This is a genomic window from Sphingobium lignivorans (assembly GCF_014203955.1).
GTDB classification, from domain to species: Bacteria; Pseudomonadota; Alphaproteobacteria; order Sphingomonadales; family Sphingomonadaceae; genus Sphingobium; species Sphingobium lignivorans.
Genome location: NZ_JACHKA010000001.1, coordinates 2,730,129 through 2,750,323 on the forward strand (window position 1 = coordinate 2,730,129; position 20,195 = coordinate 2,750,323).

The following is a 20,195-nucleotide window of genomic DNA, read 5'->3' on the forward strand; positions in this document are numbered from 1 at the left end:
GATAGACGACTCCGACAGAATCATGTATCCGCAGTGAAAATCATAGGTCGCATCCAGCCAGACTGTTCACTCTGAACTTGGGGGCGTTGCGATGTCATTGGCAGCCTATATCGAAGAAGTCCCGCTTGCCGCGATGCAGGCGTTTTCGCAGCGGCGCGACATAAGCGAGGATGCGCCGCCACCAGCCGATTCGGAACAGATTCGCGCTGCCGTCAATGGCAGCAGCCTGCTGTCCTTCGTCGACGGGATCGAGGGGACGGAAAAGCAAGATATTCTCTTCTCCATCCAGTTCGCCGCCCGCGCGGCATCGGGCAAGCATGACCGGTTTCTCGAAACGCCGGCTTGGTACCGCCGCTACATCGAAGTGCTCGAACAGGTTGGTTGGGCCGGCGAGCAGTTCGTCTTCAAGGCTGTTGGCGAACGCGAAGGCGGCGTGCGCATGGACAGCGAGGCGCTGAGCGTCATCGCCGCCATCGCGACCGGCAATCAGCTCACCGTGCTGACCGAATCGATCAAGGCATTGCGGGCGATGGCCGACGATGATGGCATGATCGACCTGTTCGAATTTCAGGCGTCCAGCCTGCTCGGCGGCAATTTCCAGATCGGTGCCGTGGAAAAGAGTACCAGTGGGCTGCTGTCGATAGCGCTTGGCGGCTTCTATTTCAAATCCTTCGATAATCGGAAGAAATTCCTCTTCATCAAGTGGCACGAGAAAGAGGTGAACCTGTGGACAGCCGCGCAGCGGATGGTCTTCAACCCGGTCCTCTACGCGGCCGCGCGCGAGCCGATCAAGAAGCGGCTAACTGACGCCATGGACTTCATCGACACAATCGAACTGGCAGACATGTAGCCCCGCCGGACGGAGAGGAACCAATAAATGACAACGATCAGCCTGGGGCTTGGCGTGACGTTCGAAGGCGCGTCGGGCCATGTGATTCATGATGAGACGGCTGGACGCCGGAGCTTGCGGTCCACCGATTTCGTGGCCGACGATTTTACAAGCGTCATCGACGATGCGCTCGGGGCTGCCGAGCTGGAGGTCGTCGCCGACGCGATCATCGCGCCGGATGGCGCCGCGCCCATGCGCCGCAATTTCGACGATGCCGATGGCCCGCCCACGATCACGGTCGAAGTCGGCGAGAATGAAAGTGCCGTGCTGCTGCTGGAGGATGCCGAAGGCGTCTTCCACTGGCAGTTCCCGCGCGAGGAGGACGCGCAGCGCCGGGGCATTGGCCCGGATGTGCTGGTCTTCGAGCTGACGCCGGCTGGCGATGGCGCCTCGGATCGGCGTTCGTTCGGGAGTGCCCTGTCCTGGCTTGGCAAGAAGCTCATCGCGCCCATCCGCGTGCGCGTGGTCCGCTTTCTCGCCACCGCCACGATCGAGACAGTGATCGACCGCATCGAAGGCGATCTGAAGCTGGGTCTCGTTGTGCTGGATAGCAGCAAGAACCAGTGGCAGGCGACTGACAGAATCCCTGCGCTCACCCCGGGACGGACGCCGCGCGTGCTGCTGCTGGTGCACGGAACCTTTTCGACCACCCTGGGCAGTTTTGCCGCGTTCGAAGTCTTGCCGGAAGGGCGCGATTTCCTGAAGCAGGCGCAAACGGACTATGATATCGTCCTCAGCGTCGATCACAAAACGCTCGCGGTCGATCCCGACGTCAACGCCAAGGAGATGCTTGAGGCGCTGGCCTTCCTGCCGCACGGCACGCACATCGATGCGGTCGCTTATTCCCGCGGCGGGCTGGTCCTGCGCGCCTTTCACCGGCTGGCCGGGCAAGGCCCCAACAAGAACCGTTTCCGTTTCGACAAATCGGTGTTCGTCGGCTGCACAAACAGGGGGACGTTGCTGGCTGAGCCGGACAATTGGGACGATCTGCTCGACCTCTATACCAATATCGGCATCGCCGGCGGCCGCGCCTTAGGCATTTTGGGCAGCCCGCTGGCCGGGACCATCGTCACGCAACTGGTCAAGCTGCTCGGCGGCTTCGTGCGAGCACTCCCTCAGATCGGGGTCAGGGAAGGGCAAGTACCCGGCTTGGTCGCCATGCGGCCCGGCGGCAAGTTCGTCACCGATCTCGCACAGGAAGCCTTTCCGGTCGAGCGTGCCTATGCCGTGATCTCCGACTTCGAGCCACGGCCGGGAGAAGGAAACGGGATGACGGCGGGCCTTGCCAAGGTTCTGACCGATCGCATCGTGGACCGGCTGATGCAGGAAGGGAACGATCTGGTCGTCCATTCCGCATCGATGACGAAGCTGGGCAACAACCAGACGATCACTGAGGACAGGGTCTTTTCCTATGCGCCGAGCGAAGGCGTGTATCACACCATCTACTTCCTGACGCCCGAGACGATTGCGCGGCTCAGCGACTGGCTGCTCGCCAGGCCGACGGCCGCTGCCGTGGAACCGGAGCGACGCGATGGGGGCGTGGACGGCGGCGGCTTTGGTGGCGCAGTCCCCTGGGAAGAAGTGGAGGAATCGGCAGCGCCGGACGAGGACGCCTTCGACTGGGTGGACTTAAATATTGGACGGCCATCACACCATTATGCGGAAGGCTCCCCAGCGGATTTCGGTGCCCGGCGATCAATCGCCGACGACGATGATGGCCTTGAAACCTGGAGCCTGCCCGATAGCGACGGCGGCCATCGCGGCATAAGCTCGCCCCTCCCGCCGTCGCGCGCTTCGATCGATGACCTGGAAGAAGCGCCGCCAGCCGCCGCGGCGGCGGAACCGCCCGGGACCGCAGCCGCAGAAGAACCGCCGGCAAAGGTCGACTGCCATTTCGCCGCCGAAATGAACCCGACGCCGAAACTCGGCGGGGTGACGCCGCTGTTCCTCACCATCTCCCGCAACAAGCTGCGCCGCGCGATGCATGCGGCGGCAGCGGGCAATGACGAGGCCGTGGCTGCTGACCCGATGCTGCCACTCGACGTCGAAGTGCTGGCCATCGAAAATTGCCGGGTCTGGTCGGACCAGCCCGAATCCGAGAACCAGGCGCAAAGCAAGATCGAAGGCGCATCGGCCAGCCAGAGCATCCCGCTGCCCGAGCGTTCGGACATATTGCGCTTCCTCGTCGAAGGCGTGGCGGCCGGCACGGCAATGATTCAGGTCGAGGTCACGCAAGGCCCGGTCGGCCTGGTCTCCTTCATGCTCGAGCCGGTTTTCATCGGGGCCGAGCAGCAGCGCCTGAGCGTCGAGCGCAATGCCGTTCCGGCCCAGCCGACGGCCCAGCATCCGGCCGTGCTGCGCATCTATGAGCAGAAGGTCCCCGGTGTCGGCCTCGTGCTGAAATATGACCTGGTCTGCATCAGGCCGAAGATCGCGGTGAAGGAAGAGCTGGTCCTCCCCGCCGGTTTTTCGGTCGAGGCCTTTTCGGCAGGCTTCCTCCAGGCCCTGAATGACGCCTGGCAATTGAGCGACGACCAGTATGACAATTTTCTCGAGAAGATCGCGGCCTACTCCGTGAACCGGACCAACGAATTGCTCCCCGTCGGCATTCGCCAGGCGCTGTGGGACAATTGGGATAAGCTGCTCACCATCCAAGTCTTTGCGGAAAATGCGCATATTCCCTGGGAGCTACTCTATGTCGACGATCCGACAGGCCAGAACCCCCGCACGGACGGCTTCCTCGGTCAGCGCGGGCTGATCCGCTGGGTCTACAATGCCCCCCTGCCCGACGAAGAGTTGCCCATGCGCGGCGCGGATGTCCGCTATGTCATTCCCGAATACCGCGATTCGCGCCACACGCTGCCGAATTCCAAGGATGAAAAGGAAATGCTGGAGGGCTATTTCCCCGGCTGCCGCCCGGTCGAGGCAACAACCGCGGGGGTGACGGAATTCCTGCGAACGGAAGCCGAGACCAGCAGTCTGCTCCACTTCACCTGTCATGGCGACACAGAAATGCGCGCCGTCATCTCGGCAGATCTGCTGATGGAAGGGATCGACGGGCGCGACGGGAAGATCGTGCAGGACCGGCTCTCGAGCGAAGTCGTGAAGCGTTATGCTCGCTTTGCCGAAATAAACCCGGCTGCCTTTGTCTTCGTCAATGCCTGCAAGACCGGCCAGACCGGGCCCAGTATCGCGGGCGTCACTGGCTTTGCCGACGCTTTCCTGCGGCCCAACGGCAAGCGCGGCGCGGCCGGCTTCATCGGTGCGCTTTGGTCGGTCGGCGACAAGTTGGCGCTCGATTTCGCCAAGAGCTTCTATGACGGCATGGTCAAGGAGCAGCTGACCTTGGTCGAAGCCGTCAAGCAGGCGAGAAAGGCCGCGATGGACCGATCGGACTTCACCTGGCTCGCTTACACGGTTTACGGCAACCCGCTGTCTCGTTTCGTCATGCCGGACACCGATGGTTGACGTCATCCCGGGCGGGTCGGGCTCGTCGCTCGATGTCGAACTGGTGGCCGCGCGGGCGGCCGCGCTCCCCGGCGAGATCCGCGCGGCCCTAGCCGATCGGGGCATTCGCATCGTGGCGTGCCGCGACAATGTGACCGACTATCAGCCGAACATGGCGGAGCTGCTGCCGCGAAACTGGCCCGCGGGGGTCACCTGGTCGGTCGTACCGGGATGCTTCATCCCCGCCCAAAGCGTCGTCGTGATCGCTACTCTGGGCGATGACGACGAGCGCCACATTCCCGCCAAAGGCGAGAAGCACGGCTCCTTCGACCTGGTGATCCATGAAGTGATGCACGCAGACGACATCCTGCTGCAGGACAATGTCTGGCGCCGGCGGAGCGACAATCCGCAGTTCCGCAGCGCCTGGGCAGCGGACATCGCGGCCCAGGGATTCGAGCGATATGCCTATGAAAGGGCGCAAGCCGAAGAGGCCTATGCCGAGAGCGCCGCACGGCATTTTGCCGGCGATGATCGGCTGGAGGTCGAATGGCCCGCAATGGCGGAATTCTGGCGATCGACGTCCTATCCGGTTGCGGTCGGCGAGACCCGCCGCGCCATCGTAAGCCGTGGTACCCATAGCGTGGGAACGGCGCGCGCCTTGGGAGAAGCCGGTTTCCAGCTCGATCTGGTGGCGACGAGCGAGGATGGGATTATCGGCCATGCGCTCGTCGCCCTTGAGCCGGGCGACGCCGGATATGATGCGGTAGACCGCCAATTTTCGCGCCGCCGGGATTTCGGCAGTGAGATCATCGTGCTGGAGCCGTTCTGAATCTCCGGCGTGCCCCCTTGTTTGATCGATCGTCCAGCTATGCGTTCACCGTCGATGCCTACATTCGCGGTATCAGCAGAACGCATTGGCAACCTGTACCCGCCGGGGCGTCGAGCAATTGGCTTCGAAAATCTGGGGCAAGCCAACTTGGATCGTCACGCATTTCTCTGGCGTTGTCGAACTTCGGCTTTGCGCGACATCGATGGGTGAGTTTGCCAGTCCAGGCTTGGGCCACCTGCCGAATAATATGATTGCTTTGTTCCATGCCTTACCGAAATCCCATGGTCAGCAGCCGACCCAATTGCGGACATAACATGGGGGTGGCAATAACGCCGTTATGGCAGGGCCACGATCAAAAAGCCGCAGCGAAAGAAGGCCCTGAGCTACGCCAAGGATCGTCGGAACGTTTATGGCGAGGATGACAAGGCATCTCGCAAGGCGATCCCGGCTCGCAAGGCGGTCGAGAACGGGAAGGTCAGGCGGAATGCTAACCAAGCCCTGGAAGCAGTTGAGCAATTGCACGAAGCCGCTTTGGATTTGATCGATAGCTCTCTCCGTTACGACATCACACGCGTTGGTGGATGGAAAAAGGGTGCCGATGCCCCGCTCGCTGAGTATATCGACCTTCAGGCGCGACGCCGCTCTTGGCGTGATCTTTCTCCCAATCGGCCTGGCCTGCTGCCGGTTTGGTGGACACCGAGATAGGCTCATTTAGGCTACCCCAGCTTCTCGCTCGAAGTCGATAGGGCTGAGGTAACCCAGGGTCGAGTGACGCCGGGTCGGATTGTAGAAGCACTCGATGTATTCGAACACGTCCGCCTTCGCCTGTGCCCTCGTGCGGTAGACCTTTTTCCCGATCCGCTCGGTCTTGAGCGAGGAGAAGAAGCTTTCCATCGCGGCGTTATCCCAGACGTTGCCGGACCTGCTCATCGAACAGGTGACGCCGTTGTCGGCCATGAGCCGCTGGAACTGCTCGCTGGTATATTGGCTACCCTGGTCCGAGTGATGCAGCAGGGCATCGGGCTTTCCGCGTCGCCAGATCGCCATGATGAGCGCATCGGTAACGAGCTGGGCGGTCATCGTGTCGCTCATCGACCGTACGACGCAACTCATGCTTTCCAGACTGCGGCTGCAGCTGCGGCGATATGGGTGAGGCTTTCGATCGCATCGCAAAGCAGGAGATGCGGGTACCGCTCAAACTGACCGACCTTTGCCGCCAAAACATCGGGTGGTACAGCGACCGCTCGCTGGAGCCGAGCGGTGTAAGCGGCTGGGGACTTGGCAAGCGCTCTGGCCTCTATTTCCTCTGGCACAAAGATGACTATTGCGATCAGCACGACCTATTCCACATGCGTGCGCTATACGTCGGCAAGGGGGCTTTTTCAGCCCGACTTAGGAAACATTGGGCAGCAAAGGATACGTCGGAAGAGATGTTGGTATATTTCACATACGTCGAACTGCCCAATCGGATCGCGAAATATGTCGAGCAGCTACTGCTAGACATATACCGACTGCCGTTGAACATCTCGGAGAACCGCGGAAAAGCAACGCTCTGCGCCTACTTCTCGCAGTGCGAGGTTGACTGAAATCGCCAACAAAGCCGATGCTCGACCGTTCGAAAGAGCTCCGTAAAACTTGCCCTTTGTTCATCTGGCTATCACGGCATAGTGATCGACCGCCCTTGGGACTTAACTGCCGTCCCAGAGCAAGAGTTCGGGCGACCGCTCTAATCAGGAGCCGACGTTCAGCGGTTGCCCAACCGGCACTAACCCACAAGCTTCTCTAAGCAGTCCCAATCGGTCGTGAAATCGAGCTCAGCGATGAACGCGACCGGACTAATCCAGTTGACGGCGCAATCGCCACAGACGTCGGGGACGTGTCGACGGGCACCCGTTCTCGTTGGCTTCGACACTTCGGCGGTGACGACGCAGCGATCATCCTTTCCGACGGCCGCTGCGATCAAGAAAGGGTCTTGCCCGATCGTGATCATGTCATCTTCCGTCAATGGATTTCCGTAGCAAGCCAGCACCATCTGGACCGAGTCCAGATCGCTGTCCTCGGCGAGCATCAGCGCCTTCTTCGTTGCAGCGTCGTGCATCCATGCCGCCAACTCGTCCTTGCCGGCCTCTACCTCGGCGTAAATCTCTTGCGGCAGTTTGATCGTGCCCGCTTCGCCATGATGTATTAGCCAACGCCAGAACTCAGGTACGCGCTTGTGCCCGTACCAGGTGTTGTGCGCGGTGATTAGCGCATTGGCGTCCAGTAAGTAGAGCATCAGGCGTTTGCCCGTCGCGGTTCAGCGAGAAGCGGGTAGACGTTCATTGGCTTCACCCCCAACATCCTCGCCGCGCGCGTCGGTGTCAGGGAGCCGTCGGCCATTCCTTGCCGCGCGACTGCCAAGATCGCGGAGCCAAGCCGGTGCCGACGCACGACATACCAGTTGGGGCCACCGTCTTTGCCTCGGTTTCTTTCGCGCTCGCGGTCCTTCTGCGTGACCCACAGGCGGCGGAAAGTGTCCCGCAGCTCGGTCCAACGAACCTCGTCGATCACGCCGACGCGAAACAATTGATACGCAACCATCGACTGGCTGATGCGAGCTTTATCGGCGAAAACTTCGATTACGTTGATGTCGCCATCACCGTCGCGGAGAAGCCGCTTCAAATCGACCACCTCCGCGCGGTCGACAAGGACTGCTGCGGCAGCATCATTGCATAGCTGCTCGATACCAGCCGCCGGTGTGCCGCCGCTGACACCGGTCTCGCCAATCAGTAGGTGGGCCAACTCGTGCAGAAGGGTAAAGGCCCAGGCGGACTTCGCGTCTTGGTCATTGATTACGATGAAGGGTGCCAAGCGATCGGCGATCGCGAAACCGCGGAAAATGCCGACCTCAATTGCGGTGGACCAGTGCCCGCAGTCACCTGCTAGCAGGACGAACACGCCTTTGCCCTCCACCAGCGTGCGGAGATACGCGAACGCCTCCTCGCCCTTTGCGTGTGCGCGGTATGCGGCTCGGTCAAAATCAATTGCGCGGGCGATCGCGGCACCTAGTTCGGCGGCGTTGCGGATACCTTTTGCGGATCCGACGAGGTCGACCTCCACAGCGTCTTCGTCTTCCTCAAGCGTCTCGCGCACTAGTGCCTGCCTTGCCTTGACGTCGCGTAGCAAGGTGGCGAGTAAAATGTTGGACTCGTCGCCTTGATCCGGCAGCGTACGAAAATCCTGCCCCAGCTGCGGCGGCGCGGGCACCGTCGGCAGGTAGAATGTCAGGATCGGGCGGTGGTATTTTTCCGCCATCCGGCGAAGCAGCGCTGCGCTCGGCATCACCTCGCCAGCCTCAATCGCTGCCAGCCGCTCAGCCCCGGACATACCGCGCGCGGCGTTGAGCGCGATCTTGCGGGCAGCCGTCTCCAGATCAAGACCAGCGGTCTTGCGTGCCCAGATCAGAATCTCGGGGTTTATCTCTGCCACGACGACACAATGCACAAGGACCGGTTAACGCGCTACTGCGATTATCAAGGATGGTGGTCCGAACGAACCGCAGATTCTGGCAGACGCTGCTGTTAGAAGCCCGACCAGCGAACGACACATGTTGGTCGCTTGCTGCCGGATGCGGAACGCCGCGAAGTGGGACAGGCCGTGTAAAAACGGCTTCACAGTAGCTGGTCGGTAGTTTCGGCGCGGCGCGTTAAAGGTTGAACGTTGGCGCTCAGCGCTGGATGGCTGCGATCAGTGGCTGGACACCGAGGATGCCGACCAGCCTTTTAAAGTTATAGGCCAGAATGTGGAGACTGGCTTCCGTTCTGACGTGTTTTAGCGTCTTCATTTGGAAGTGGGTCGAGCCCATCCAGGATTTCAGCGTGCCGAACGGATGCTCGACCGTCTGTCGGCGGATTCGCATCGCCTCTGGCCTACGATCGAGGCGGCGTTCCATTGCTTCAACGACGGCCTCATGCTCCCATCGTCTAACCCGCCGTTCCTTGCCGGTCGTGCATTGGTCATGAAGCGCGCAGGTCTGGCAGTTCGAGCTCCAGTAGCTATGGAGCGTCATGCCGTCCTCGACCGACGTGTACCGATAGATCAGATCTTTGCCTGCGGGACATCGATAGACGTTTTCCTGCTCCAGATAGAAGAAGTCCTGCTTTCCGAAGCGGCCTTGCGCTTTTGCCCCCGAGGTCAGCGGCCTGGGCACGAAGGCGGTAACGCCCATTCCCTCGCAGGTCCGGATGTCCTCGCCCTTGAAATAGCCCCTGTCGGCCATGGCATCCAAAGCCTCCACGCCCATGGCGTCCTTGGCTTTCGCCGCCATGGGAGCAAGTTGCCCGCGGTCATATCCGATATTCAAAAGCTCGTGCGCGACAATGAGGTGATGCTCGGCATCGACGGCCGCCTGCAAATTGTAGCCGACGATGCTCGTGCCGCGCCCCGCACTCGCCATGGCGCGGGCGTCCGGATCGGTCAGCGATACCTGCTGGTCCGGCGCATTCTGGACTTCCTCTTCGCGTGCGGCGAGATCGCGCAACTGCGCGCGCAACCGGGCAATCTTCTCCGTCAGGCGCTTCGCTTTCGGCTCGGCAATGTCGTTTTCTTCGCGATCGGTACGATCAAGCGCGTCGAGATATCGGTCGATATTGTCCTGCACCTGCTTCATCCGCGAGGCGACCTTCGCGGCCGTGTAGTTCTTGTCGCGGTTGTCGACCGCCTTCATCTTGCTGCCGTCGATCGCGACAACCGCGCGCTTGAACAGCCCCAACTGCCGGCACAGAACGATGAACTGGCTGCACACAGACTGGATCGCAGCGCCATTGGCCTGGCGGAAGTTGGCGATCGTCTTGAAGTCGGGCGCCAGTCGCCCCGTCAGCCACATCAGCTCAATGTTCCGTTGGGTTTCACGCTTGAGCCGTCGGCTCGATTGGACGCGGTTCAAATAGCCGTAGAGGTAAATCTTGAGCATCGTTGCTGGATGATAGGCAGGACGGCCCGTCTCAGCCGGCGTCATTCCAGCGAACTCCAGCGCCTTCAAATCGAGCGCATCGATGAACGCCTCGACCGCCCGAACCGGGTTGTCTGCCGACACGTAATCATCCAGCGATGCTGGCAGTAGATAGTCCTGCCGACGGTCTTCCCCCTGAACGAAACGGCTCATGCCCAAGCCTCCCGAAACGCCAAAGAACCATAGCAGATTCCAGCGTTTTTACACAGCCTCGGGACATTCCGGCCGGTCGGCATTGCGACTGAGAATGTCCGCGGACGCCGACACCGGACATTCCTAAAGCGCCGAAGCCCGCGCTACCATGACCAAGTTGTCGGACAGTCCGGAATGTCCGCTTCTGGCCCCAAGGTCTAACTTAGCGGTCGTCGCGCAGCGACTGAGGCTTCTCGCGATGCAATTGATAGGCATGTCGTTCGCCTTCCGTAAGCACAGCAATATGCATCGAGGCATGCTCGCCGAGCGGGCTCTCCCGAAAAGCCGGTGATCGATTTAGTTCTGCTAAATTGTCATTGTCTATCGAATCAGTAGAAAGAAAGCGTTCAACGTGAATGGAGGCTTGTGCGGTGGCACTGCAGGATATCGTGATCCTCGAAGATGAGGGAAAGCAATTTGGCGCGACGCTGGCCGTGCCCGCGAGCGGAGCGGGGCAGGCAGTCCTGCTGCTGCCCGAGGTCTATGGTGTGAACGAGGATATTCGCGGGATTGCGGCCTGGCTCGCCGAGGCCGGTTATGTCGTGCTCGTGCCGGATCTTTTCTGGCAACAGGACGCGGGCGTGACCTTTGCCTATGCCGACCGTGAGGCCGCGGGCGCCGCCTTCCGTGCACTCGGTGCGTTCGATGGCTATTATGCGCTGGTCGAACCGGCCCTTGCAGCACTCAAGGCGCGGCCGGAAGTGTCCGGCGAGCGGGTCGCCCTCCTGGGCATCGGCATGGGCGGCATCATCGCCTATCGCGCGCTGGCGAGCGGCCAGGGCGATCTGGGTGCCGTCTATTATCCGGCGCTGCTCGATCTCGCGCTGGCGCCGCAGTTCGACGCGCCCTTGCTCTACCAGGTTGCACAGAACGACAAGATCGCGCGACCGGGGCTTTATGACGACGCGAAGACGGCCTTTGCCGACCGCCCGAACGTCGAAATCGTGCTGCACGAAGGCGCCGAGCATGGCTTCGCGTCGCCGGGCCGGCCGGAATATGATCAGGCTGCCGCTGACCGCGCAAATGCGCTGACCCTGGCCTTTCTTGAAAAGGCCTTCGAGCGCGAGCTGAGCTGACCGCGGGTTCTTCCGCAGGGGACAATGGAAAACCAGTCGGGCCAAGGCCCGGCCACGCGCTGGAGTCCGGCAGCGGGAGGCTTCCCGTCGCCCGACCACCGCTGCGCGCGCCGCGAACCGGAATACCGGCACAACATATTGGCGATTATTCAATGAAAACAGATAATCATATATTTGTCGGGGCAACTTCGGCGCGTATTCGCTTCGCGTCATCCAGCGTTATCGCCGCCATGCTGGCCATGGGCCTGCCCGTGCTGGCGCAGGCCGAGGATGGCGCCGCGGCGCTTGCGCCAGCCGATACCGGCCTCGCCGCCGCAGATGACGGGAGCCGTGAGGCGGGCGATATCGTCGTCACGGCGGAGCGACGCGAGACCTCCATCCAGCGCACGCCGCTGGCCGTCACCGCCGTCGATGCCGAGACGCAGCGCGAGCGGGGTGTTGTGGCGCTGCGCGATCTGGTCGGCATCGCGCCCGGCCTCGAGGCGCCAGCAGGTCCGATGCGCGGCACGGAAAGCACCCAGCAGCTCTATATCCGCGGCATCGGCACGGCCAGCCCGGCTTATTATGGCGCGGTCGGCCTCTATCTGGACGACGTCTATATCCCGCGCATGTACGGGAATGGCGGCATCGATTTTCCCGATGTCGAGCGGATCGAGATCCTGCGCGGGCCGCAGGGCACGCTTTACGGGCAGAATACCAGCGCGGGCGCCATCAAGATCGTTTCGCGCAAGCCCTCCGAGGAAACATCGGGCTGGGTGCGCGGCGCTTATGGCACGTTCGATACGGTGGAACTCGCCGGCTACCTCACCGGCCCGCTGGCCGATGGCCTGTCCGCCAGCCTGGCGGCCAGCACCCGGCGCAACGACGGCTATGTCTATAACGAGACGCTCGGCAGGAACGTCCGCCGGGTCAATATCAGCCAGTATAGCGCCAAGCTTCGCTACAATCCTGACGACCGGCTGGATGCCGTCCTGTCGATCAACTTCACCCGCGACCGGTCGGACAATGGCGACATCATCGCCGAAGGCTATCGCGATTCCGGACCGCGGCGCACCTATGGCAATATCGATCCGCGCAACAGCAATGATGCGCTCGGGATCAATCTCAACGTCAGCTATGCGCTGAACGACCATCTGACGCTCCGGTCCATCACGGCCGGCCGAGGTTTCGACTATTATGGTCCCTGGGATTTCGACGGGCGGCCCGAGGATCTGAGCGGCTTCCTGCTGTTCGTGAATCAGCGGCAGTTCAGCCAGGAACTGCAGCTCATCGGGGATGCGGGACGCTTGTCCTACATCGTCGGCGGCCTGTTCTTCCATGAGGATTATGAGGCGTCGCGCCCGTCCTGGTTCAATCGCAACTATTCCGGGCTCCATTCACACACCGATACCTCGAATGTCGGCCTTTATGCACAGGTCGGCTATCAGGCCACGGACGCGCTCAAGCTGGTGCTCGGCGCCCGCCTGCACCATGAGTGGCAGACCTTCTCCGACTATGGTTTCGCCACGGACGCCAGCTTCAAGGAGCTGTCGCGGACCTGGTCGGTCAGCGATCTCAAATATGACAACACGGCCTTCACGCCCAGGATCGCCCTGGAATACCAGGCGACCCCGGACATCTTCGCCTATGTGAGCGTGACCAGGGGCTCGAAGTCGGGCGGCTACAATCCGCTGGCCGGCGCGCTCGTCGTGGCGGAATATCCGGTCGGCCCGGAAAAGGTGACTGCCTATGAGGGCGGGCTCAAGACGCGCCTTTTGGATCGGCGCCTGACCTTCAACGTGGCGGCCTTCTACAATGACTTCCGCGATTATCAGGCCTCGGTCCAGTCGCCGATCATCGACGGGCGGCCGGTCATCGGCAATGTCGTCGTCAATGCCGGCCGCGCCCATACCTATGGGCTGGAAATCGAGACGATCGCGCATCTCACCGACACGTTCACGCTGAACGGCAATGTCGCCATCCTGCGCACTAAGTTCGACAAGTTCATCAATCCGACCGGCAACGCCAATACGGATTATACCGGCAAGGAACTGACAGGGGCCCCGCGCCACAGCTTCGGCGTGCAGGCGAACTGGCAGCTACCGCTGCCGACGGAGGCCGAACTGCGCTTCAACGCCGGCCTTCGCTATGTGGAGAAGAGCTGGACCGATCAGGCCAACACCATCCCCACCAGCAACCAGACCTATGTCGACGCGGCGATCAGCTACACCGACCCGACCGGTCACTGGCTGCTGAGCGTGCGGGGCAAGAACCTGTTCGACAAGCAATATGTCCACAGCCGCACGTTCGACGCGATCGCCAACATCTCGACCGTCTCATACGCCCCGCCCCGCACGATCCTGGGCGAGGTCCGATACAGCTTCTGAGCAGGAGAATTTCCCATGGCACTGACGCACGAGGAAAATGAAGCGTTGACCCGGGTCGGGCCGGGCACGCTCATGGGCGATGCATTGCGCCAATATTGGCATCCGGTGCTCCGTTCCGAAAAGCTCGTGGCGGATGGGCCGCCGGTGCGCGTGCGTCTGCTCGGCGAGAATTTCGTGGCGTTCCGCGCCACGGACGGGCGCATCGGCTTCTTCGACGAAGGTTGCCCGCATCGCTGCGCCTCGCTCGCGCTGGCGCATAATGCGGGGAATGGCCTGCGCTGCATCTTCCACGGCTGGAAGATCGACGTCTCCGGCCAGATCGTCCATATCCCGACCGAGCCAAAGGAAAGCGCGCTCGAACTCGCCTCACGGGTCAAGGTGAAACATTATCCGACCTGGGAAGCGGGCGGGCTCGTCTGGGTGCATCTCAACACCAACGGCGCGCCGCCAAAACGGCCGGACTTCGCCTTCACGCATCTGCCCGACGCACATGTCGACGTGCGCGTCGGCAAGTTCAACTGCAACTGGCTGCAGGCGATGGAGGCCGTGCTGGACCCGGCACATCTGGGCCAGCTTCATCGCTCCTCCTTCGCGGAGAACCCCATCGGCGGGCGCAAGAACCCCAATCATGCGCTGGAGACATGGAAGGAGCAACCGGCGCTGACGTTCGAGGCGCTGTCCACGCCCTACGGTTTCCGCCAGGCGGCGATCCGGACCATGGCCGACGGCGCACGCCACCTCAATCTGCGCCAGTTCGCGGCGCCCTACTATTCCTTCCTGGGCTCGCTCGATCGGTACATCATCCTGTGCGTCTCGGTTCCGCATGACGATGAATGGACCTCGCAATTCTTCATCAGCTACAATGCGGCCCGCCCGCTCGATCCGGAATGGATGGAGGATCTCTGGCTCTACGCCAATCCCGACCCGGACGACATCGCCGGCAACATCGGCAGCATCGACAATATGTTCGGGCAGGACCGGGCCGCCATGCGGGCAGGCCATGCAAGCGGCTTCCCGGGCCGAAACTTCTTCCATGAGGATTTCATCGTCCAGCTCTCGATGGGCACGATCGTCGACCGGACAAAGGAGAATCTGGGCGTCAGCGACAGCCAGATCAGCTATGTGCGCCGGCACCTCCTCAAATCCGCCTACGACTTTCGCCACGGCCAGCAGCCCTGGGGGCTCGAGGAGGTCGATGCCTTCGATTATCGCAAGATCCAGTGCGGCGGGAAATTGCTGGCACCCGGCGAGGACTGGCGCGGCTATGACCCCTATACGGAATGGGCGGCCCGGATCGCGGCGGCGGCGGAAGCCGACCGCACCCCCGAAGAGCCGGCCGCCCATTCGGTTCGGGCATAGGAGGGAGCGATGCGTCCTTCTGTCCTGAGCGATGTCGAACGGCTGCGTGGTTTTGCCATCGTCGCCATCCTGTTCCTCTCCAGCGCCCTCAATGGTGGCACGACGCTCGCCAAGGGCGTGTTCTTCGATGGCCTGAGCCACGAGTTCGATCTCGGCTCGGCGGCGACGGCGGCGCTGCTCAGCACCACCCAGTTCGTCGGCATCGCCTCGACACTGCTCGGCGGCTGGTTCCTCCGTCACAACCGCACGCCGCAATATTGGCTGGCGGGCGCCGCGCTGCTCGACGGTCTGGGTTATGCCTGGGCGGGCGTGGCGCAGAGCTATTCGCAGCTTGTCGCAGCCTATTTCCTGATCGGCGCGGGCGCCGGTGCGGCTGTGATGATGCCGCTGGTGCTGCGCAACTGGTTCCCGCACCATACCGGCACCGTGCTCGGCATCACCATGGCGGGCATCACTGCGGGCGGTGTCATCGTCACCCCGCTCATCAACCTCGTGGTCGAGCAATGGGGCTGGCGCGCCGGCTATCTCGCGCTGGCGGTACCGGCGGTGCTTGTCCTCGTGCCGCTCTATCTGGCGGTGCTGCGCTTTGCCCCGGCATCGTCGCGACCTGTTGCGGTCGGGGCGGCCGCCGAGCGCAGCGCCGGTGCGGCCGATCCGGAACAGGACGGTTTCACCATCCTGCAGGCAACGGCAACGCCGACCTTCTGGCTTCTGCTGATCGCCAAGTTCATTTTCTTCGCCGTCTGCTTCTCCTTCTTTCTCTTCTTCGTGCCTTCCCTCAAGGAGGCGGGCTATTCGAGCTCGGAGGCGGTGCTGGCAATGAGCAGCATCTATTTCCTGGCGTCGCTCTCCAAGCTCGGATTCGGCTATGCGTCGGACCGGATCGGGGTCCGCAAGATCCTGATCGGCTCGTTGCTCGCGACCTCCGTCATCCTGCTGCTGATGATCCATATGGGTGGTCGCGCGCAGATCTATGGCTTCGTGCTGCTTTATGGCCTCGTCTATTCGGCGCCGCTGGTGCTGTTCACCGTCATCGTGCTCGATGTGTTCGGTCGCCGCCATTTCACGGCGCTGACCGCGGTGATCAACGTCGTGGCGAATGTCGGCAGCGCCGTCGGGCCCATAATCGGCGGATGGATCCTCGACCAGACCGATCGGTCCTTCACGACGCTCTATGCGGCCAGCGCGGTCGCATTCCTCATATCGGGCCTGCTCGTGCTCGCGTCCGGCCGTCCGGTCCGCCGTGCCGCGCGCACGGGCACCGACCAGCTCATCCTCACCGGAGAACCCACATGACCGTCCTCACCGCCCTGCGCCCCAAGGCCATCGACCGTAGTTTCGCCGAACCCAGCGACAAGGGCAGTCCGCTCGCCTTCGCGATTCCGCAGGCCGATCCCGATCCGGCCGTGGAACGCCTCTACCGCAAGCAGCGTCTGGCGGGCGCCTTGCGCATCTTCGCCCGGCAGGGCTTCGATTTCGGCATGGCCGGCCATTTTGTCGCGCGCGATCCGGAGTGGACCGATCATTTCTGGGTGAATGCCTGGGGCAAGCCCTTCTCGCTGACCAGAGTTTCCGATCTCGTGCTGGTCGGGCCCGATGGCGGCGTGGTCGGCAGCGATCGCACTTATAATCGCGCGGCCTATGCCATCCATTATCCGATCCTCCGCAAGCGGCCCGAGATCGTCTCGTCGGTCCATGTCCACTCGGTCTATGGCAAGACATGGTCCGCTGTAGGCCGCGAGATCCAGCCGCTCACGCAGGATCTGACGGCCTTTTACCAGGATCATGTCGTGTTCGATGCCTATGAGGGGCTGATGGGGCGCGGCGAAGGCGAGGCGATCGCCGAAACATTGGGGGCGCACAAGGCCGCCGTCCTGCTCAATCACGGCCTGCTCACGGTCGGCACGTCCGTCGAGGTCGCGGCCTGGTGGTTCATCGCCTTCGAGGATGCGTGCCGCGTGCAGTTGCTCGCCGAGGGGGCGGGCACGCCGAAGCCGCTGCCGCACGAGATGGCCCGCAAGCTCGGCTCGACCAAGCTCGGCATCGGCAACGACACCTTCGCCTGGGCCTCGTTTCACAATCTCTGGCAGGAGATTGTCCAGCGCGAACCGGATTTCCTCGAATGAAAGTGATAGCCCGTCAGGCGCCGGACATGATGCCGGGATCATGTGGCCGCGGGAGGCCGTCCTTGGCGGTCTCGCTCATCAGCCAGGAAATGAAGGCGCGAACCGGCGCGCGCAGCGTCCGGCCGCGCGGCCAGACGAGCCAATAGGCAAAGGCGAGCCGCGTTTCGTCCGGCAGCAGCGGGACGAGACGGCCGGCGTCGAGGTCCATCTCGGCAATGACGCGCCGCGCCAGCGCGATGCCCTTTCCGGCAACGGCTTCCTCGATGACGAGGCTGCTCTGGTTGTAGCGCGGGCCGATGCGCGTTTCAGCGCCGCGCACATTGCGCGCCTGGAACCACATCGGCCAGTCGGGGCAGGACGGGTCGCCTTCGTCGCTCGCGTCATGGAGCAGCGGCGCCCCGAGGAGCCGGTCTGGATTGTCGCCGAATCCGAGCTTCTCCGCCAGAGCTGGCGATGCGACCGGAAGGACCGTCTCCTCCAGCAGCTTTTCGGCGACAAGGCCATCATAAGCGCCGCCGCCATAGCGGATGGCAAGGTCGACATTGGTGTTCAGGAAATCGACCAGTTGCATGTCCGCCGACACCCAGACCTCGATACTGGGGTGCATCTCCCGGAACCGGTCCAACCTGGGCAACAGCCATTTCGACGCGAATGAGGGCGGGGCCGAGAGCGAGACGACGCGGCCGGACCGTCCGCCCGAGCGCAGGATTCGACCTGTCTCCGCAAGCCGGTCGAAGCCTTCGCGCAGCGTGGGAAGCGCTTCCTCGAGAAGCTCGGTCAGCAGCACCTCGCGACCGGTCCGCCTGAAGAGCGGTGTGCCGACCCAATCCTCGATCGTGCGGATATGCTGCGTGACCGCGCCTGGCGTGACGCCCAGTTCCTCGGCAGCCCTGGCGAAGCTGCGCAGCCGGCTGCAGGCTTCCAGCGCCCGAAGCGCCGTCAGCGGGGGCAAGCGGGGTTCGTTCATAGGGGAATGCTGGTGAACGGATCGCTCGAACTGTCCTGCCGCGCATAATCGGTTGCTGCCGACAGGCTTTCCCAGGCGTCGAGGTCTTCGCGCACGCTGCGCAACTTCGCGCGGGCAGTCTCCAACGCTAGGCGGCCCAGCGCGAGGCGCAGCGGCGGATCGGCACTGACGGCCGCGTGAATGATGGCGCGGGCGCCGCGTTCCGGATCACCGGGCTGATGGCCGCTGGAGGCGGACACCTGCCGTCGCCTTTGGCCTGCCGTCGCTTCATAAGCGGGCAGGTAGACCGGGGACTGATGCAAGGACCGACCGGCCCAATCCGTGCGGAACGGCCCCGGCTCGACGATCATCACCCGCAGGCCCAACGGCTCGACTTCGCGGGCCAGCGCCTCGGACAGCCCCTCGATCGCGAATTTGGACGCCGCATAATAGCCCGAGCCCGGCAAGCCGACGAAACCGCCCGCGGACGAGAGATTGATGATGACGCCCGAGCCCCCTTCACGCAGCGCCGGCAGTGCCGCGCGCGTGACCGCCGCGAGCCCGAAGACATTGGTCTCGAACAGGTCGCGGATCTCCCGATCCTCGCCTTCCTCCACCGCCGCGAGATAGCCATAGCCGGCATTGTTGACGAGCATGTCGATCCGGCCAAAGCGCTCGATGCCAAACGCGATCGAAGCGTCGATCTCGGATTGCCGCGTGACATCGAGCCGCGTCGTCGCGACCCGATCGCCATAGCGGCGGGCGAGCCAGGCGATCTGCTCGGGCGTGCGCGCCGTCGCGATCACCTTGTCCCCGCGCTCCAGTGCGGCGAGGGCGAGCGCCAGGCCGAAACCCGACGAAGCCCCGGTGATGAACCAGACGCGCGCGCCTGCCGCGGGATCAGTAGCCACGGGCGGCATCGACCAGATCTTCGAGCGCGTTGCCCGCGCGATAGTCCGCCAGATTGTCGACCAGCTTCCGGAGGACAGCGCGCGCGAAATCCGGTGTCGCGCTCGAACTGTGGCCCGTCAGGCGGACATTGGGCAATGCATAGAAGGAGTGGCCTTCCGGCAAAGGTTCGGGCTCGGTCGTATCCAGCGTCGCGAAACCGACGATGCCGCTTTCGAGCGCATCGTGCAGCGCATCATGATCGACGAGCGATCCCCGCCCGACATTGACGAGATGGAGGCCGCGCCGTGCGCTCGCCAGCACCGTGCGGTCGACGATGTGACGGGTCCGTGCGGTCGCGGGCGCTGCCAGCACGACGGCATCGGACGTGGCGAAGAGTTCGGCGGCGCTCGCCGCGCGCCAGACGCCCTCGATGCCAAAGGGTGCGTCGGACCGGCGAACGGCCCTCACGTTCATCCCCAGCGCGAGCGCGAACCGAGCCAGATGCCGATTGATCGGACCGAAGCCCAGCAGGCCGAGATCGAAGCCCCGGACGGCGCGCAGCGGACGCATTCGCCAGTCTTCGCGTGTCGACGCGTCATTGGTGCGAACCTGCTTGATCTCCGCAAGCAGCGCCGCGAGCGCGAATTCGGCGATCGGCTGGCCGGCCGGCCCGCGCATGCAGTTCACCACCGGGCCATCGCCCAGCCATGCGGGATAGCCGTCCGACCCGACCGTGACGAGCTGGACGAGCCGAAGACCGAACGGCCAGCCAGGCGGTGGCAGGCTGTCTCGGCGGATCCCCCAGGGAATGAGGACCTCGGCATCTGTCGGGAAGTCGGAGAATGAACCCGGCGCCAGGGCAGCGACGCTGCTGTTCGGCAGGCGATCGGGCAAGGTCGCGGCGATCTGCGACCCCAGTTGCGCCAGTGGTCCGCCGAGCTGCGACGCGACGACCAATGCGCGCGCCGGTCTCTCATATGTGTTCAGCCTGTCCACATCGATTGCGCCAGTCATAAAGTCTTCCGTTTCGATAGACTTTATGACTGGCGCAATTGGATGGATGGGTCAATTTAGCAAAACTAAA

Annotated in this window: 16 protein-coding genes; 9 read left to right on the top strand and 7 right to left on the bottom strand. The window is 63.0% G+C overall.

The features are described from left to right. The first annotated feature begins 97 nt into the window (after nucleotides 1-97). The 3 genes from HNP60_RS12665 to HNP60_RS12675 are packed head-to-tail and all read left to right on the top strand — an operon-like array spanning nucleotide 98 to nucleotide 5,165. Nucleotides 98-850: a hypothetical protein gene (locus HNP60_RS12665; RefSeq protein WP_184154278.1), complete on the top strand. Its 753-nt coding sequence runs from the start codon at nucleotides 98-100 to the stop codon at nucleotides 848-850. Between the two features lie 27 nt (nucleotides 851-877). Further along, nucleotides 878-4,357 carry a DUF7379 domain-containing protein gene (locus HNP60_RS12670; RefSeq protein ID WP_184154281.1) on the top strand — a complete coding sequence of 1,160 codons (3,480 nt, stop codon included), beginning with the start codon at nucleotides 878-880 and terminating at the stop codon, nucleotides 4,355-4,357. After that, on the top strand, nucleotides 4,350-5,165 hold the full coding sequence (locus HNP60_RS12675) for a hypothetical protein (protein WP_184154284.1): 816 nt from the start codon (nucleotides 4,350-4,352) through the stop codon (nucleotides 5,163-5,165). The genes HNP60_RS12670 and HNP60_RS12675 overlap by 8 nt, the downstream gene beginning before the upstream one ends. Nucleotides 5,166-5,876: 711 nt before the next feature. On the opposite strand, the gene HNP60_RS12680 is transcribed toward HNP60_RS12675, so the two are convergent. Next, the gene (locus tag HNP60_RS12680) at nucleotides 5,877-6,338 is read right to left on the bottom strand and encodes an IS3 family transposase (RefSeq protein WP_260394872.1); all 462 of its coding nucleotides are present in this window, start codon (nucleotides 6,336-6,338) and stop codon (nucleotides 5,877-5,879) included. Between HNP60_RS12680 and HNP60_RS12685 the strand changes: the two genes are divergently transcribed. After that, nucleotides 6,311-6,751, top strand: a complete 441-nt coding sequence (locus HNP60_RS12685) for a hypothetical protein (protein ID WP_184154287.1) — start codon at nucleotides 6,311-6,313, stop codon at nucleotides 6,749-6,751. The genes HNP60_RS12680 and HNP60_RS12685 overlap by 28 nt on opposite strands. 179 nt (nucleotides 6,752-6,930) lie before the next feature. Here HNP60_RS12685 and HNP60_RS12690 read toward each other — a convergent pair whose 3' ends face one another. The 3 genes from HNP60_RS12690 to HNP60_RS12700 all read right to left on the bottom strand — a co-directional run bounded on the left by HNP60_RS12690 (nucleotide 6,931) and on the right by HNP60_RS12700 (nucleotide 10,308). Then, nucleotides 6,931-7,440, bottom strand: a complete 510-nt coding sequence (locus HNP60_RS12690; protein ID WP_184154290.1) for a DUF4411 family protein — start codon at nucleotides 7,438-7,440, stop codon at nucleotides 6,931-6,933. Continuing rightward, nucleotides 7,440-8,633 carry an ImmA/IrrE family metallo-endopeptidase gene (locus HNP60_RS12695; protein WP_184154293.1) on the bottom strand — a complete coding sequence of 398 codons (1,194 nt, stop codon included), beginning with the start codon at nucleotides 8,631-8,633 and terminating at the stop codon, nucleotides 7,440-7,442. Before HNP60_RS12695 ends, HNP60_RS12690 begins: the two co-directional genes overlap by 1 nt. A gap of 238 nt (nucleotides 8,634-8,871) precedes the next feature. Then, on the bottom strand, nucleotides 8,872-10,308 hold the full coding sequence (locus HNP60_RS12700; RefSeq protein WP_184154297.1) for an IS1182 family transposase: 1,437 nt from the start codon (nucleotides 10,306-10,308) through the stop codon (nucleotides 8,872-8,874). 410 nt (nucleotides 10,309-10,718) lie between these two features. Here HNP60_RS12700 and HNP60_RS12705 point away from each other — a divergent pair, with 410 nt between their 5' ends. From HNP60_RS12705 to HNP60_RS12725, 5 genes are all read left to right on the top strand, one after another. After that, on the top strand, nucleotides 10,719-11,423 hold the full coding sequence (locus tag HNP60_RS12705; protein ID WP_184154300.1) for a dienelactone hydrolase family protein: 705 nt from the start codon (nucleotides 10,719-10,721) through the stop codon (nucleotides 11,421-11,423). A 152-nt stretch (nucleotides 11,424-11,575) separates the two neighbouring features. After that, a complete protein-coding gene (locus HNP60_RS12710) occupies nucleotides 11,576-13,789 on the top strand; it encodes a TonB-dependent receptor (RefSeq protein ID WP_184154303.1) in 2,214 nt (737 codons plus the stop codon). Between the two features lie 15 nt (nucleotides 13,790-13,804). Next, nucleotides 13,805-15,148 (top strand): Rieske 2Fe-2S domain-containing protein, encoded by a 1,344-nt coding sequence (locus HNP60_RS12715; RefSeq protein ID WP_184154306.1) that lies wholly within the window; start codon nucleotides 13,805-13,807, stop codon nucleotides 15,146-15,148. Between the two features lie 9 nt (nucleotides 15,149-15,157). Beyond that, the gene (locus HNP60_RS12720; RefSeq protein WP_184154309.1) at nucleotides 15,158-16,444 is read left to right on the top strand and encodes an MFS transporter; all 1,287 of its coding nucleotides are present in this window, start codon (nucleotides 15,158-15,160) and stop codon (nucleotides 16,442-16,444) included. Further along, complete coding sequence (locus HNP60_RS12725) at nucleotides 16,441-17,274, top strand: class II aldolase/adducin family protein (protein ID WP_184154312.1); 834 nt, start codon at nucleotides 16,441-16,443, stop codon at nucleotides 17,272-17,274. Before HNP60_RS12720 ends, HNP60_RS12725 begins: the two co-directional genes overlap by 4 nt. 13 nt (nucleotides 17,275-17,287) lie before the next feature. Here the strand turns inward: HNP60_RS12725 and HNP60_RS12730 are convergent, their stop codons facing one another. The 3 genes from HNP60_RS12730 to HNP60_RS12740 are packed head-to-tail and all read right to left on the bottom strand — an operon-like array spanning nucleotide 17,288 to nucleotide 20,125. Beyond that, nucleotides 17,288-18,241 (bottom strand): LysR substrate-binding domain-containing protein, encoded by a 954-nt coding sequence (locus HNP60_RS12730; protein ID WP_184154314.1) that lies wholly within the window; start codon nucleotides 18,239-18,241, stop codon nucleotides 17,288-17,290. Next, nucleotides 18,238-19,131 carry an oxidoreductase gene (locus tag HNP60_RS12735; RefSeq protein ID WP_338056717.1) on the bottom strand — a complete coding sequence of 298 codons (894 nt, stop codon included), beginning with the start codon at nucleotides 19,129-19,131 and terminating at the stop codon, nucleotides 18,238-18,240. Before HNP60_RS12735 ends, HNP60_RS12730 begins: the two co-directional genes overlap by 4 nt. After that, nucleotides 19,121-20,125, bottom strand: coding sequence for an NAD(P)-dependent oxidoreductase (locus HNP60_RS12740; protein ID WP_184154320.1), 1,005 nt, complete (start codon nucleotides 20,123-20,125; stop codon nucleotides 19,121-19,123). Before HNP60_RS12740 ends, HNP60_RS12735 begins: the two co-directional genes overlap by 11 nt. Between the last annotated feature and the right edge of the window lie 70 nt (nucleotides 20,126-20,195).

Coding starts and splice junctions, on each gene's coding strand:
- HNP60_RS12710 (WP_184154303.1), top strand. CDS start 11,576: ATGAAAACAGATAATCATATATTTGTCGGGGCAACTTCGGCGCGTATT.
- HNP60_RS12730 (WP_184154314.1), bottom strand. CDS start 18,241: ATGAACGAACCCCGCTTGCCCCCGCTGACGGCGCTTCGGGCGCTGGAA.
- HNP60_RS12670 (WP_184154281.1), top strand. CDS start 878: ATGACAACGATCAGCCTGGGGCTTGGCGTGACGTTCGAAGGCGCGTCG.
- HNP60_RS12740 (WP_184154320.1), bottom strand. CDS start 20,125: ATGACTGGCGCAATCGATGTGGACAGGCTGAACACATATGAGAGACCG.
- HNP60_RS12675 (WP_184154284.1), top strand. CDS start 4,350: ATGGTTGACGTCATCCCGGGCGGGTCGGGCTCGTCGCTCGATGTCGAA.
- HNP60_RS12685 (WP_184154287.1), top strand. CDS start 6,311: ATGGGTGAGGCTTTCGATCGCATCGCAAAGCAGGAGATGCGGGTACCG.
- HNP60_RS12720 (WP_184154309.1), top strand. CDS start 15,158: ATGCGTCCTTCTGTCCTGAGCGATGTCGAACGGCTGCGTGGTTTTGCC.
- HNP60_RS12700 (WP_184154297.1), bottom strand. CDS start 10,308: ATGAGCCGTTTCGTTCAGGGGGAAGACCGTCGGCAGGACTATCTACTG.
- HNP60_RS12690 (WP_184154290.1), bottom strand. CDS start 7,440: ATGCTCTACTTACTGGACGCCAATGCGCTAATCACCGCGCACAACACC.
- HNP60_RS12725 (WP_184154312.1), top strand. CDS start 16,441: ATGACCGTCCTCACCGCCCTGCGCCCCAAGGCCATCGACCGTAGTTTC.
- HNP60_RS12715 (WP_184154306.1), top strand. CDS start 13,805: ATGGCACTGACGCACGAGGAAAATGAAGCGTTGACCCGGGTCGGGCCG.